Consider the following 13,830-nt stretch of genomic DNA (forward strand, 5'->3'; position numbering starts at 1 on the left):
CCGCGGCGCGCCGCAGCCCGGCCGGGGCCGTCGTTCGCCGCGGGCCCGCGGGCCCGGTGCGGATCGCCGCCGGGCGCCGGTGGCCCGCCCAGGCCGGCGACCCGTTCAGGCCGGGATGCGCCGCATCTCGATCACGCGGCCCTGGAACAGCCGCAGCCCGGCCTCCCAGCCCCAGCCGATCGCGGCCGGCTGGTCGGCGCCGGCGAGCACGATGGCATCCGGGTCTTCCGGCAGCCGCGCCCGCAGCCGCGCCACCGCCCCGGCATCGAGTGAGGCCAGCGCGCCGCTCCAGCGGAGCTGCACCAGGTCGACGCCGAGCCGCGACGGCGGCAGAAGCGGCAGCGTTCCGGCAGCGGCATCGTCCAGGGCGAGGCGATAGCCGCGCGTGCGGGCAAGCTCGCCGGCCAGGGCGAAGCCGTCCGGATCGGCCAGGATGTCCTCGGCCGCGAAGCCCAGGGTGAACCCGGCGCGTTCCGCCGGGGTCAGCATCCCGTCGAGTCGCAGGAACGGCTCGTCGGCGAGGCTGGCGAGGCGGAGCGGCAGGTAGAGCGGCTGGCGCCGCCGCCGCGCCTCCGGCCGCAGCAGGTCGGCAAGCTGCCGCCGGTCGAGCAGCCGCAGCAGGCGGCGGCGCAGCCAGGGCGCGGCGCGCAGGTCGCAGCCCGGCGCCAGCGCGTCGCGCAGCGCCCCCAGCGCCACGCGGCGCTCCTCCCAGAGCGGCACCGGTGCGCCGCCCTCGGGATCGAGCCGGCAGACGGTCTGGCACCGCGCGAAGGCCGAGAGATCGGCCGTGGCGAGGCCGCGCTCCAGCCGCGCGAGGCCGGCCGAATCGAGCGGCGCCGGCACCGTGCCGCCGCCCGCCGCCGGGGCCACGTCGCGGATCCGGCCGGAGAGGGCCCCGGGCGGCGGCGTCCCGAAGCCCAGGCTCTCGCCCACCGCCTCCAGCAGCGCCGCCGCCTCCTGCGGCAGGCGCAGCAGCGCCACGGCCCCAGGCGGCGCATCCGGGCCGAGCAGGCCGAGCAGCGCCTCCCGCGCGGTCTCCAGCGCGGCGGCGGGCGGCGAGGCGACCGCCACCAGGTCGCCGCCGGGCAGCTCGAACAGCCGGGCGCGGGCGGTGCGCAGGGTGCTGCCCAGCGCCTCGTGCGCCAGGCGGCGGTGGTGCGGCCGGCGCAGCGCCGGATCGAGCGCGCCGAAGCGCAGGTGCAGCGCGCGCTTGTCCACGGCGGCGGCCACCGCATCCCGCACCAGCTCGGCCAGCTCCAGCGCGCCGGCCGTGGCGCGGCTCGGCGCCACGCCCCAGCGCTCCGCGCCCGGGTTGCCGGCGCTCGGGCGCACGGCCACCGGCACCAGCGTGCCGCCGCCGATCCGCGACGGGGTGCTCACGGCGCGGCTGCCTCGTCGGGGGCGGGCGCCGCGTCGGCCATGTCCGCTGCCGGGCCGGCGGTGCCGTCCGCCAGGAACGGAGTGGTCGGGGAAGGCGCGGCCGGTGGCTGGGCGGCCAGCGGTGGAACGGCCGGCGGCGGAACGGACGGTAGCGGAACGGGCGGAGGCGGGCCTGCCGGCGGCGCCGGGGAGGGCAGGGGGGAGGGCAGGAAGGCGGCGAGCAGGCCGGGCTCGCCGCAGCCGGCGCGCCCGGCGGGCGAGGCGGCGGCGGCGCGCCCGGCGCATTGCGCCACCGTGCAACCCGACGCGCGCGGGCAGGCCGCACGCCGCGCCGCGGCGGCCAGGCGTTCCGGCTGCCGGCCCTCGAACAGCCCGATCCCGTGCTCGCGGCCCCATTCCAGCGCCACCGGGTCGTCGCAGCCCTCCAGGATCAGCCGTGCGGGATCGAGCCGGCGCAGCGCCAGGGCGGCGGGGCGGTCGGCCAGCGCCGCGGACCAGGCGAGCCGCAGCCAGTCGGCCGCGATCGACTCGGGGGCGATCAGGCGCAGCGCGGCCGCGGAAAGCCCGTGCACCGCGAGGGCCCAGCCACGCCGGGCCAGCGCGTCCCGCAGCGTCGCCAGCGCGTCCGGGTCGGCCGCCTCGGACAGCTCGACGCCGATGGCCGGCGGCAGCCCGGCCAATGCTGCCGTGCCGAGCGCTGCCGTGCCGGGCGCCGCCGCGTCCGGCCCCTCGGCGGCGAGCCGGCGTGCCTCGGCGGCCGGCAGGTCGAGCAGCGGCGTGACGCCGTCGGCGGCACCGAGCAGGGCCAGCCTTCCCGCCGGCAGCGCCAGGGCGGACGGCAGCAGCCGGGCGAGCCGCTCGCCGGCATGGCGCAGCAGCGCCGGGTCGTGCCGCAGCACCGCCAGCCGTTCCGCCAGCCGGTCGGGCTGCGGCACGAGGCGCTGCGCGGCGAGTCCGGGCGGGCCGCCGGCGAGGCGCAGCACGGCGTGGCGGCGGCAGAGGGGCGGCAGCGGCACGCGCTCCAACTCGGTGTCCAGCGCGCCGATCCGGCTCCAGGCCTCGCTCTCGCGCGGGGGGGCGATCCGGGCGGGGGATGCGGGCCGGCCGGCGGGCGGCGCCCCGGGGCGGCTGGCGGCCTCGGCGCAGGCGCGCAGCGGCGCCGCCGCGCCGGGCAGGGTCCAGAGCGTCACCATCTCCCGCGCCGCCGCGCCGAGCAGCCGGTCGAGCAGGCCGCACAGCCGCTCGGCGACGGGGGCGGGCAGGCCGAGCAGCAGCGCCTCGCCCGCCGGCAGGTCGAAGAGTCGGCCGCCCGAGTCATCGTCCTCTCCCGCGGCGTGGTCGGGTTGCACCGACGCGCCCGCGGCCGCACCCGCGGCCGCGCCGGCGGTCGGGATGGAGCGTGGCGGCGGGGCGGTGGGCGGCAGGCCGCGCAGGGCCGCGCCCAGCAGCAGGGCCTGGGCCATGCGCCGGTGCTGCGGCGGGGCCTCGCCCAGGCGCACCCGCAGTGCCGTCCGGCCCTCCGGCTGGCGCAGGACCTGCCGCACGGCCTCGATCAGGGTCGGGGCAGGCGCCGCCGGCGCGCCGTGCCGGGCCGGCGGGGCGGCCGGCGGCAACGCGGGCGGCCCGGCGCGGCCCCCGGCACCGGCGGCGTGGCCTGCGGGGCGGCCCGGGGGGAGGTGCGGTGCCGGCATGGTTCTCCAGCCACGGGATTTGGCGGACGGCGCCGCCGCCCGGCACTACATTCACCGCCGCATGCTGAACGAACAGTTAGCCCCGGCCACCCTGCCGCCCGGTCTTCGCGTCTACGCCGTGGGCGACGTGCATGGCTGCGTCGAACGCCTCGCCGCGCTGCACGGGCAGATCGCCGAGGACGCCGCGCGCCGGCCGGTCGGGCGTGCCGTGCTGGTCCATCTCGGCGACTACGTCGACCGCGGCCTCGACAGCGCCGCGGTGGTGCAGCACCTGCTCGGCCCGCCGCCGGCCGGGATGGACGCGGTGGTCAACCTGCTCGGCAATCACGAGGCGATGATGCTGGCGGCGTTGCCGCCGCCCGGCGCGCCCGCCCCCGCCCCCGCCCCCGCCGGCGGCACGCCCCTCGCCGGTCCGGGCCGGGCGGGGCCTCAGGCCGGGGGCAGGGCGGAGGCCCAGATGGGAGCCCAGAGGGGAGCCCAGGCGGAGGCATCGGCCGAGATACGGGCGCTGTGGCTGGCCAATGGCGGTCGCGCCACGCTGCTGAGCTACGACTGCGACCCGGCGGAGCCCGACACGTGGCAGGTCCCGCCGGCGCATGTCGCGCTGCTGCGCGGCTGCGCCCTCTCCTGGCCGGCCGGCGGCTACCTGTTCGCCCATGCCGGGGTGCGGCCCGACGTGCCGCTCGACCGGCAGTCGCCGGACGACCTGCTCTGGATCCGCGAGCCCTTCCTGTCCTGGGGCAGGCCCCTGCCGGCCGTGGTGGTGCACGGCCACACGCCCGAGCCGCAGCCCTCGGTGCGGCCGCACCGTATCGGCATCGATACCGGCGCCGTGTTCGGGGGGGCGCTGACCTGCCTGGTGCTGGAGCGGGACCGCCTCGGCTTCCTCGTCGCCTGATCGCCCGCGCGGCGCGGACGGCGCGGCGCCGCCCGGGAGCATCCCCGGGCATCCCGGCGGGCGCGGATACGCGGCTTGCGTCACGCCTGACGGTTGCGGTAGGGCGTCGTCATGACAGGCCCCGAGCCCGCCGACCAGCCGCCGCCCGGGCCGCCATCTGGGCCGCCATCCGGGCCGCCGGGGCCGGTTCCCGCCTCCCCCGCTCCCGCCGCCCCCGCCATGCTGGCCGACGCGGTCCGCCAGCTCCGCCGCGCCTCGGTGCTGGTGGTGGGCGACGCCATGCTCGACCGCTACCTCTACGGCACCGTCAACCGGGTGAGCCCGGAGGCGCCGGTGCCGATCCTCTCGGTGGAGCGCGAGCTCGCCATGCCGGGCGGCGCCGGCAACGTGGTGCGCAACCTCACGGCGCTCGGCGCCGCGGTCGCCTTCATCTCGGTGGTGGGCGACGACCAGGCGGGCAGCGACCTCACCGGGCTGATCGGCGGCACCCACAACGTCGAGCCCTGGCTGCTGGTGCAGGGCGGCCGCCCCACCACCACCAAGAGCCGGTTCCTGGCCAGCGGCCAGCAGCTCCTGCGTGCCGACCAGGAGGTGGCGATGCCGATCCACCCGCGCCTCGCCGAGCGTCTGGTGAAGATCGCGGCGGACGCGGTGGCCGCGACCTCCGTGATGGTGCTCTCCGACTACCGCAAGGGCGTGCTGGCCGGCGACGTCGCGCCGCGCCTCGTCGCCGCCGGCAAGGCGGCCGGGCGGCGCGTGGTGGTGGATCACAAGGGCGCCGACTTCGCCCCCTATGCCGGCGCCGACCTCGTCACCCCCAACCGCGCCGAGCTGCGCGCCGCCACCGGCCTGCCCGTCGGCACCGCCGAGGAGGTGGCGGCGGCGGCGCGCCGGCTGCGCGACGCGCACGGCTTCGGCGCCGTGCTGGTGACGCGCGGCGAGCACGGCGTGACCCTGCTGGAAGGCACGGGCGAGGCCGAGTCGGTGCGCCACTTCCCGGCCGTGGCGCAGGACGTGTTCGACGTCTCCGGCGCGGGCGACACCATCACCGCGATCGCGGCGGCCGGGCTCGCGGTCGGGCTGCCGCTGGCGCTCGCGGCGCAGCTCGCCAACGTCGCGGCCGGCATCGTGGTCGGCAAGATCGGCACCGCGACGGTGCGCGAGAGCGAGATCCTGCAGGCGCTCAAGCCCGAGAACAGCGTGCTGCGCAAGGTGGTCACGCGCGCCCTCGCGGTGGACCAGGTGGACCGCTGGCGCCGGCGCAACCTGCGCGTCGGCTTCACGGACGGCTCCTTCGACCCGCTCCAGCCCGGCCATCGCCACCTGCTGGAGCAGGCGCGCGCCTGGTGCGACCGGCTGGTGGTGGGGCTGCGCTCGGATGACGGGGTGCGCCGTCTCAAGGGCGCGGGGCGTCCGGCGCAGACGGCGGTGCTGCGCGCCGCCACCCTGGCCAGCCTCGGCGTCGTCGACCTGGTGACGGTGTTCGAGGAGGACACGCCGCTGGAGCTGATCCGGCTGCTGCGGCCCGAGGTGCTGGTGCGCGGCCCGACGCAGGCCGGCGGCCGGGCCGGCGGGCAGGGGAGCGGGCTGGGGAGCGGGCTGGGCGCGCCCGCCGTGCCCGGCGCCGAGCTGCTGGCCGAGTGGGGCGGGCAGCTGCGGCTGGCCGAGCCGCTGAGCGGCGACGATCCGGCGCAGGTGGCGCGGCCCGTCGGCGCGCTCTGAGCGCCTGCCAGGAGAGGCCGGCGGCAAAAGGGGTGGCGAGGGGTTCTCCGCGCCGGGAAGGGGTTCGGCGCGCCGCGCCGAACGCCGCGCCCTGGCCCCGTCACCCGTTCCGGATCACCCGTTCCGGCGCCGCGGTCGCCTGCCCCTGTCGGGCGGCAGCGGCGCCGGCCGTTCCATTCCGCGCATTTTCCGGGTCGCCGGGCGTGAACGCCTTGCCCGAAGATGCCCGGCCCGGGATCGTGCGGCCGGCGGACCGGCCGCGGAGAGGAAACCCATGCCCGACACGCCGAACGAGGCTGGCGCCTCGCGCCTCGTCTACGTCCTGAACGGACCGAACCTGAACCTGCTCGGCAAGCGGCAGCCGCACATCTACGGCCACGAGACCCTGGCCGACGTGGAGCGCGACTGCCGCGGCCTGGCCGACGAGCTGGGCCTCTCGCTGCGCTTCCACCAGAGCAACCGCGAGTACGAGATCATCGACTGGATCCACGAGGCGCGCGAGACGGCGGCCGCCATCGTCATCAACCCCGCCGCCTTCACGCACACCTCGGTCGCCATCCTCGACGCGCTGAACGCCTTCGACGGGCTGATCTTCGAGGTCCACATCAGCAACGTGCACAGGCGCGAGGCCTTCCGGCACCACTCCTACGTCTCCGGAGTCGCGGCAGGGGTGATCGCGGGGTTCGGGACGCTGGGCTACCAGCTCGCGCTGCGGCGCGTGGCGCAGTTGCTGGAGGGCTGAGGCCGCCCCGCACGGGGCCCGGCGCGGGCGGGGCGCAATCCGCACGGGGCCGGTGGGGCGGCCCTGCGCGGGATCGGGCCGTCATGCCGGTCCGCATCCGGGCGGACCGGCATGGGACGGGCGAGGGGGCGGAGCCGGCGCGCGGCCCCGGACCGTCCCCGTCCGCTTCGTTCAGCCTACGGCGAACCGCGGTCCGGTCGGGACTGCGGTTCGCTGTCGCTCGTCGTTCCCGGCGCGGATCACGCCGCCGGGCGTGTCCGCCCGCCGGCGATCCGCTCTATTGCGGCTGAGCCTGCGGCTGCGGCTGCGGCTGCGGCTGCGTCGGGGGTTGGGGCTGGGGCTGCCGCGCCAGTTGCGCCTGCAGCGCCGCCAGCTCCTCGCGCCGCGCCGCGACGTTGCGCTCCACCTCGGCCAGCTCCGCCTGGCGCTGCTGCAGCGCCGGCCCGGCGGCGGCGAGGTCCGCCTGCAGCGCCGCCGCCCTGCCTTCCAGCGTGCGGACCCGCGCCGTCGCCTCCTCGATGCTGCGTGCCGCCTGGGCGGCCCGGTCCGCCGCCTGCTCGGCGGCGGCGCGGCGGGCGTTGAGCTCGGCCTCCGCCTTGCCCGTCGCGTCGCGCAGCGAGGCGAGGCGCTGCTCCATCTCGCCCTGCGCCTGCTGCCGCCCGGCCAGCGCCGCCTCGGCCGCGCTGACCTGGGTGCGCAGCTCGGTCGCCCGCGCCTCGGCGGCGGTGGCACGGCGGGAGGCATCGGCCGCGGCCTGGCCGGCGGCCGAGAGTCGCTGGTTCACCTCGGCGAGCCGGCTCTCGGCGGCGGCGCGCGCCTTCTCGGCCGCCTCGGCGGCGGTCTGCCGCTCGGCGGCGGCCTTGGCCGCGGCCTCGGTGGCGGTGCGCAGCTCGTCGAGACGCGCCTGGGCGGCATTCGCGGCGTTGGTCAGCTCGGCGCCGCGCGCCTCGATGGCGCGGAGCTGCGCCAGGGCCGCCTCGGCACGGCGCGTCACCTCGCTCAGCCGCGTCTCGGTGCCGGTCAGCTCGCCGCGGCGGGTGGCGAGCGTGTTCTCGGCGGCGGCGATCGCCTCGCGCAGCGATCGCGCGCGGCCCTCGGCACCCGCCACGGCGGCCTGCTGCGCCGTCAGCGCCTGCTGCGCCCGCCCCGCCTCCTCGGCCAGCGCCGCGAGGCGCTGCTGCGCCGCCTCGCCGCCGGCGGCGAGGTCGGCGGCACGGCTCTGCGCCTGGCTCAGCGCCGCTGCCGCCTGCTGCTGCTGCGCGGCGAGCTGCTGCAGCTCGGCGCGGCGCGCGGCCAGGGCGGATTCGGCCTCGGCCATCGCGCTGCGCAACGTGGCGAGGCCGGTCTCCGCCGTCCCCGCCGCCTGGCGCAGCTCGCCGAGGCGCGTCTCGGCGGCGGTCAGGCCAGCCACGCGCTGCTCGCTCGCCGTGATCTGCTGCCCCAGCTCGGCGATGCGGGCCTGGGCGGCATTCGCGGCGCCGGCCAGCTCGCGCCCGCGCGCCTCCGCCGCGGCGTTCGCCGCGCGCGCCGCCTCGGCCTGCTGCGCCAGGGTCGCGAGGTCGCCCGCCGCCTGCCGCTCCTGCTCCAGCGTTCCTTCCAGCGCCCTGATCCGCGAGGTCAGGCGCACCGACTGGGCACGGCCCTCCTCCTCGACCGCCTCGATCTGGCTGCCGCGCGTCATCGCGACCGTCCAGCCCAGGATCAGCAGCAGCAGCGCCGCGCCGGACAGGCCCAGCACGGACCAGGACCGCCAGAAATTACCCGCCGGCGTCACGCCGGGCTCGCCACTCGCCATGTCTCTTTCCTCGATGAGGTGGTGGTCTCGGATCGGGCCGCCGGAGGCCCCGGCATGGCCGCGTCGCCGCGGGCCGGGGCATGGTCCGGTGGAAGCGGCGTCCCGGCCCGACGCTTCGTTGCCGGTGCTTTCCCCGGCGCTCTCCCCGGCCCTCTCCCCGGCGCCTTCCCCTGGTGGCGCCCCCCGGGGCGTTTTCCCCCGGTGCCGGGCGGAGCGGGCTTGGCCGGCTCCGGGCCGCTCCCCGGCTATCCGTCCCGCGCCGCGGTCCGGCCGTGGAGCCCCGGGGTGGACAGGTTGGCGGGGCGGCCGCCGGGAGGGGCCGGCGGCCCCGCGCCTAAGGCGCGGCCGACCATGCGTCCGCCACCCAGCGGTAGCCTGCCCCGTCCTTGGCAACGTGGCCGAGCGCCGGGAACGGCCAGTGGAAGCCCGCGATCCGCAGCCGCTCCGCCGCCGCCATGTCCAGCACGCGGCGGCGCGTCGCCTCGGCCATCACCGGGTCCACGTCGAAGATCGCGTGCCAGCCGGGGTTGCGCACGAACAGCTCGGGGCGGTTGGTGATGTCGCCCAGCACCAGCAGGCTGTCGCCGCCGTCCGACACCACGTAGGAGGTGTGGCCCGGCGTGTGGCCGAAGGTGGCGAGCGAGCGCACGCCCGGCAGCACCTCGGCGCCCGGCTCGAACCGGCGGACGCGGTCGGCATAGGGCGCGAAGCGGCGCTTGGCGTTGGCGAAGCCGGCCCGCGCCGCCTCCGGCACGCGCGCCGCCTGGGCGTCGTCCATCCAGTAGGCCCATTCCGGTGCCGGCACGTGGATCTCGGCGTTCGGGTAGAGCGCGGCGTTGCCGGCATCGGTCAGGCCGGAGCAGTGGTCGGCGTGGAAATGGGTGAAGACGATGTGCGCGATGCGCGCCGGGTCGATCCCGGCGGCGCGCAGGTTGCCCGCGAGCCGCCCGCTGGTCGGGCCGAGATGCCCGCCCGTGCCGATGTCGAAGGCGACGATCCCCTCCGGCGTCTCCAGCAGCGTCACCGTGTAGGAGATTTCCAGGTACCCGGTCGGCAGGAAGGCGTCGCGCAGCGCGGCCTCGACGGCGGCCTTGTCGGCGTTGCGCACGAAGCCCTCGCCCGGGTTGGGGCGCCGCCCGAAGCCGTCGTTCACCGTGGTCACGAGCCGGCTGCCGAGGCGCGTGCGATAGAAGCCGGGCGCCTGGGCCGGGCCGGGAGGCGCGGCGGCCGGCTGGGGCGCGGACGACGCCGCGGACGGGGCCGCCGCGGATCGTGGCGCTGTCTGTGCCTGGGCCTGGGCCTGGACCTGGGCCTGGGTTTGGGCCGGCCACGGCAGGGCGGGCAATGCCGCCGCGGCGGCGAAGGCGGTCCGTCGTGTCAGCATGGCGACCCCCGGCCGGGCCTCGTGCGTGCCCGGTGCGGCGCGGAGCCTACCAGCGTGACCCTGGCTGTGCCACCGGGGGCGGCGACCGGCCTGCCGGCCCCGGCACGCCACTCCCGGCAGCGTGAACCGGATGGGCGCGGCATCGGCGGGCACCGTTCCCGGCGCCCCGCCATCCGGCCGCGGCCCCATGCCGCCGGTCGTTCACCGTCCTCGGCGCGGCGCCATGCCCTCGGGCACCGCCCCCCTCCGGCGATCGGGCCGGCGGCGAGCCGCGGTCCGGCCGGGACTGCGGCCTGCCGCATCGCGCCGCCTTCAGGGCGGACTCATGCCGGTTGGCGTCGGCGCGGCCCGGCATCGTGCCCCCGGGCGTGTCCGCCCGGCGGCGATCCGCCCCGGGCAGGCTCGCGCGGCCTGCCCCAAGGTCGGATTCCGGCGGCGGCGGGCCTGCCCGGCCATCCGTGCGCGAGCCTCCGGCGGCGTGCTCAGCCGGCGGCCGCCTTCTGCAGGATCTCGTCCGGGGTCGAGGAGACGACCTCGACGTATTGCGGCGTGAAGGCGGCCGGGCCGCCCTCGACCAGACCGACGAATTGCGGGCGCAGCGCCTTCAGCACGTCCAGGATGCGGCGGTGCTCCTCGATGCTCGCCCATTCGGCGATCAGGAAGTAGCGGCCCGGATCGTTGACGTCGCGGCAGAGCACGCCGTCCTTCACCTGCGCCGCGGATTTGTGCATCGGGTTCTCGTCCGAGTAGTCGAAGGTCTCGAACAGCCGGATGAACTCCGCCTCCCGCCCCGGGATCACCCGGAAGTCGTAGATGTGGAGGAAGTTGCCCTTGTTCGCCAACGGCGCGTTCGCCATGCCGGTCTCCTCTGTCAGGCGGATTAGGAAGTATGCCCCATAAATCGGCGGCAGGTGAGGCGGAATCGCCCGGCACCGCCGTCGACGCGCCGGCGGCCGGCCCGCCGTCACGGGTGCAATCGTCAGGCATGGCCGCTACGCTGCCCGTCTCCGAGCGCCGAGGAGACCAGCGCATGCACCGACCCGAGCAGGAACGGCAGGAAGGCACCATGCCGCCGCGGGGCGGAACGCCGGGGGAAGGGATGCCGGCGGCGGGACCGCGAGGCGGGCTGCCGCGCCTGCTGCGGCTGGCCGCGCTGCTGCCTCTGCTGCTGCTCGGCGCCGCGGGCAAGCCGCCGCCGGCCGACGCGGGCGGCGGCTACGCGGCGCCGCCGCAGGGTGGCTACGCGGCTCCGCCGCAAGGGGGCTACGCGGCGCCGCCGCAGGGCGGCTACGCGGCGCCGCCGCAGGGTGGCTACGCGGCTCCGCCGCAGGGCGGCTACGCGGCTCCGCCGCAGGGCGGCTACGCCTCCCCCGGAACGGGTCGCGCGATGCCCGCCTACCCGCCGCGGCAGCTCGCGGCCACGCGCTTCCATGCCGTGCTGGTGGCGGGCGACGGCAGCCTGCCGGTGTTCGACAACGCCGTGTCCGGGGTGCAGCGCGGCCTTCTCGCCGCCGGCGTGCCGCCCGCTGCGATGCAGCGGCTGAGCTCGCAGCCCGCCGTCGTCGCCGAGGGGCAGGCGCGGCCCGCCTCGGTGCCCGCCGTGCTCGCGGCGGTGGCCGCGATGCGTCCCGGCCCCGGCGAGGGCTGCCTGGTCTTCGCCACCTCGCACGGCGCGCACAATGGCGGCTTCATCGTCGGCGGCAGCACGGGCGGGCTGCTCTTCCCGGCACAGCTCGACGCGGCGCTGCAGCAGGGCTGCGGCGACGCGCCGACCGTGGTGGTGATCTCCGCCTGCTTCTCCGGCGGCTTCGCGCGCGGGCCGATGGCGCGGCCCAACCGCATCGTCCTGACGGCGGCGCGGCCGGACCGGCCCTCCTTCGGTTGCGGCGCCGGCTACACCCACACCGTGTTCGACGGCTGCCTGCTCGGCGCGCTGGACCGCGACGCCGCGTCCGGCTGGGTGGCGGTGGGGCGCGCCACGCGCGGCTGTGTCGAGCGCGCCGAGGCCGAGATGGGCGAGCGGCCCTCGGAGCCGCAGGCCTATGTCGGCCCGGCGGTGGCCGAGGGGCTGGCGGTGCCGTTCCGTGCCGGCACGCTCATGGCCGCGCCCGCCGGCCCGCCGGGCGCGGGGACGGGTCCGGGCGGCAAGCCGGGCCGGGCGCCCGGCACGATGCCCGTGCCGGCGATGCCGCCGCAGGCGCTGCCCGGCCCCGCCATGCCGCCGCCCGCCATGCCGGGCCCCGGCGGCAAGCCCATGCCGCTCTGAGAGCCTGTCCGGGCGGCCGGCGGCGACGGGACGGCGTGGGCTTCCTGCCGCCGGGCAGCCGGTCGCGTTCCGGAGAGGTCCGGCTTGCACCCCTCGGCATCGGCGCGCACCCTGCCGCCGAACCGGAAGGGGGAGAGACGAGCGGTGAACGGCGCGGAAAGCCTGGTGCATACCCTGCTGCGGAGTGGCGTGGAGGTCTGCTTCGCCAATCCCGGCACCAGCGAGATGCATTTCGTCGCGGCGCTGGACCGCGTGCCCGGCATGCGCTGCGTGCTCGGGCTGCAGGAGAACGTCGTCACGGGCGCCGCGGACGGCTATTTCCGCGTCACCGACCGGCCGGCGGCGACGCTGCTGCATTGCGGCCCCGGCCTCGGCAACGGGCTGGCCAACCTGCACAACGCGCGGCGGGCGCGCTCGGGCATCGTCAACATCGTCGGCGACCAGGCGACCTATCACCGCCCCTTCGACGCGCCGCTGACCGCCGACACGGAGGGCTGGGCGCGCGGCGTCTCCGGCTGGGTGCGCACCGCGGCGAAGGCGACCGAGGTGGGTTCGGACGCCGCCGTCGCGGTGCAGGCGGCGCGCACCGCGCCGGGCCAGATCGCGACGCTGATCCTGCCCTCCGACACGTGCTGGGACGAGGGCGGGGCGGTGGCCGACCCGCTGCCGGTGCCCGCCGTGCCGCAGGCCGACCCGCTCGCCATCCGCAACGCCGCGCGCACCCTGCGCGAGAAGCGCAACGTGCTGCTGCTGCTCGGCGGCCGCGCCGTGCGGGCGGGGGCGCAGCGCCTCGCCCGGCGGATCGAGGCGGCGACCGGCTGCCGCCTGCTCGCCGAGGGCTCCAACGCCCGGATGGAGCGCGGCCGCGGCCGGCTGCAACTGGAGCGCGTGCCCTACCCGGCGGACCAGGCGCTCGCGGCGCTGAAGGAGGTCGAGCACCTGATCCTGGTCGGCAGCAGGGCGCCGGTCGGCTTCTTCGCCTATCCGGGGGTGCCGAGCCGGCACTATCCGGAGAGCGCCTCGGTGACGGTGCTGGCGCGGCCGGAGCAGGATGCCGAGGCGGCGCTGGCGGCGCTGGTGGAGGAGCTGGGCGCGCCCGAGGCGGCGATCCCCGATCCCGGCCCGCGCCCCGAGCCAGGGCGCGGCGCGCCGACGCCGGAAGGGCTGGCGCGCACGCTGGCCGCGCTGATGCCGGAGAACAGCATCGTCGCCGACGAATCCGTCAGCTTCGGGCGCGGCTTCTTCCGGGAGAGCCACGCCGCGCCGCCGCACGACTGGATGCAGATCATGGGCGGCGCCATCGGCTGCGGCCTGCCGCTCGCCACCGGCGCCGGCATCGGCGTGCAGGCCATGCGGGATTCCGGGGGGGGCGACCGCCGGGTGATCGGCCTGCAGGCGGACGGCTCGGCCATGTACACGCTGCAGTCGCTCTGGACCCAGGCGCGCGAGAAGCTGCCGGTGACGACGATCATCCTGGCCAACCGCAAGTACCAGATCCTGCTCGGCGAGTACCGCAACGTCGGCGCCAACCCCGGGCGGACGGCGATGGACATGCTCGACCTCGGCAACCCGGATCTCGACTGGGTCCGGCTCGCGGCGGGGATGGGCGTGGAGGCGGCGCGGGCGGAGACGCTGGAGGCGTGCGGCGACCTGCTCACGCAATCCTGCGCCCGGCCGGGGCCGTTCCTGATCGAACTCGTGATCTGATCGGTTCGTTGCGCGGGCACCGGGCGGTCGCCATGCGCTGGTCGCCGTCCGGGATCCGGGGCATCGGACGGGGCGGCGGCCGGGCCGTCGGAAAGGTGGCGCCGGCCACCTGGTTGCCCCGGGGGCCGGCACCTGCCTCCCGACCTGTCTCCCCGGCGGATACATGGCGCCGAATTCAGGCGCTCCGTAAGGCCGGCGTAAGCCGTGGCGCAGCACCTTCACGGCGCTGCGAGCACACGGTTACC

At 77.8% G+C, this 13,830-nt stretch carries 10 protein-coding genes; 5 read left to right on the plus strand and 5 right to left on the minus strand.

Annotated elements, in window-relative coordinates; translation table 11 throughout:
* Positions 1-105: 105 nt before the first annotated feature.
* Both M0638_RS20790 and M0638_RS20795 read right to left on the minus strand, forming a co-directional pair.
* The gene (locus M0638_RS20790) at positions 106-1,380 is read right to left on the minus strand and encodes a hypothetical protein (RefSeq protein WP_248668924.1); all 1,275 of its coding nucleotides are present in this window, start codon (positions 1,378-1,380) and stop codon (positions 106-108) included.
* A complete protein-coding gene (locus M0638_RS20795; RefSeq protein ID WP_248668925.1) occupies positions 1,377-2,924 on the minus strand; it encodes a hypothetical protein in 1,548 nt (515 codons plus the stop codon). Before M0638_RS20795 ends, M0638_RS20790 begins: the two co-directional genes overlap by 4 nt.
* A 208-nt stretch (positions 2,925-3,132) precedes the next feature.
* Between M0638_RS20795 and M0638_RS20800 the strand changes: the two genes are divergently transcribed.
* The 3 genes from M0638_RS20800 (at position 3,133) to aroQ (ending at position 6,433) form a co-directional block, all read left to right on the plus strand.
* Positions 3,133-3,969, plus strand: a complete 837-nt coding sequence (locus M0638_RS20800; RefSeq protein WP_248668926.1) for a metallophosphoesterase — start codon at positions 3,133-3,135, stop codon at positions 3,967-3,969.
* Between the two features lie 219 nt (positions 3,970-4,188).
* Positions 4,189-5,691 carry a PfkB family carbohydrate kinase gene (locus M0638_RS20805; protein WP_248668927.1) on the plus strand — a complete coding sequence of 501 codons (1,503 nt, stop codon included), beginning with the start codon at positions 4,189-4,191 and terminating at the stop codon, positions 5,689-5,691.
* Positions 5,692-5,965: 274 nt separating this feature from the next.
* Positions 5,966-6,433 carry a type II 3-dehydroquinate dehydratase gene (gene aroQ, locus M0638_RS20810; protein WP_248668928.1) on the plus strand — a complete coding sequence of 156 codons (468 nt, stop codon included), beginning with the start codon at positions 5,966-5,968 and terminating at the stop codon, positions 6,431-6,433.
* Between the two features lie 277 nt (positions 6,434-6,710).
* Here aroQ and M0638_RS20815 read toward each other — a convergent pair whose 3' ends face one another.
* The 3 genes from M0638_RS20815 to M0638_RS20825 form a co-directional block, all read right to left on the minus strand.
* Positions 6,711-8,228 carry a coiled-coil domain-containing protein gene (locus tag M0638_RS20815; protein ID WP_248668929.1) on the minus strand — a complete coding sequence of 506 codons (1,518 nt, stop codon included), beginning with the start codon at positions 8,226-8,228 and terminating at the stop codon, positions 6,711-6,713.
* A gap of 334 nt (positions 8,229-8,562) precedes the next feature.
* Positions 8,563-9,390 carry an MBL fold metallo-hydrolase gene (locus M0638_RS20820; protein ID WP_248668930.1) on the minus strand — a complete coding sequence of 276 codons (828 nt, stop codon included), beginning with the start codon at positions 9,388-9,390 and terminating at the stop codon, positions 8,563-8,565.
* Positions 9,391-10,094: 704 nt separating this feature from the next.
* Positions 10,095-10,469 carry an antibiotic biosynthesis monooxygenase family protein gene (locus M0638_RS20825; protein ID WP_248668931.1) on the minus strand — a complete coding sequence of 125 codons (375 nt, stop codon included), beginning with the start codon at positions 10,467-10,469 and terminating at the stop codon, positions 10,095-10,097.
* 173 nt (positions 10,470-10,642) lie between these two features.
* Between M0638_RS20825 and M0638_RS20830 the strand changes: the two genes are divergently transcribed.
* Both M0638_RS20830 and M0638_RS20835 read left to right on the plus strand, forming a co-directional pair.
* Complete coding sequence (locus tag M0638_RS20830) at positions 10,643-11,878, plus strand: C13 family peptidase (RefSeq protein ID WP_248668932.1); 1,236 nt, start codon at positions 10,643-10,645, stop codon at positions 11,876-11,878.
* A gap of 144 nt (positions 11,879-12,022) precedes the next feature.
* Positions 12,023-13,585, plus strand: a complete 1,563-nt coding sequence (locus tag M0638_RS20835) for an acetolactate synthase large subunit (protein WP_248668933.1) — start codon at positions 12,023-12,025, stop codon at positions 13,583-13,585.
* Positions 13,586-13,830 lie beyond the last annotated feature (245 nt).

Origin of the sequence: Roseomonas acroporae (genome assembly GCF_023223525.1) — a bacterium.
Taxonomy (GTDB): Bacteria; Pseudomonadota; Alphaproteobacteria; order Acetobacterales; family Acetobacteraceae; genus Roseomonas_E; species Roseomonas_E acroporae.